Genomic DNA, 259 nt, shown 5'->3' with positions numbered 1-259 from the left:
GCGTGGATGCCGTTAATCTCCTCCGTCTTCCATCCTCTCAGAGCAAAGATGTCATTGTAGAGCGAACTGCATCGGTTGGCACGGATGTAGAAATGTTTGCAATGCTTCTCTATCTCACTGACGATTTCCTTCGAGCAGGAACCGCAGTCTGCCCTGAAGCGATTTACACGGATGTTCTGGGATTCCAGAAGAGCGAAGAATCTCTTATGGGTGTCTGCCTGATGAAAACGCACATTCGTGTTACCATCGCTGTTCTCGA

The 259-nt window shown here is 49.0% G+C and carries 1 pseudogene; it reads right to left on the bottom strand.

Annotation, left to right across the window (positions count from 1 at the left end):
* Positions 1–259: pseudogene (locus tag CIK89_RS04550) on the bottom strand (IS1380 family transposase); the annotation flags it as partial.

The organism is Prevotella sp. P4-119, assembly GCF_002251345.1.
GTDB lineage: Bacteria > Bacteroidota > Bacteroidia > Bacteroidales > Bacteroidaceae > Prevotella.
Note: the sequence above shows the minus strand (reverse complement) of the source record. Positions and strands in the feature narration are given on the sequence as shown.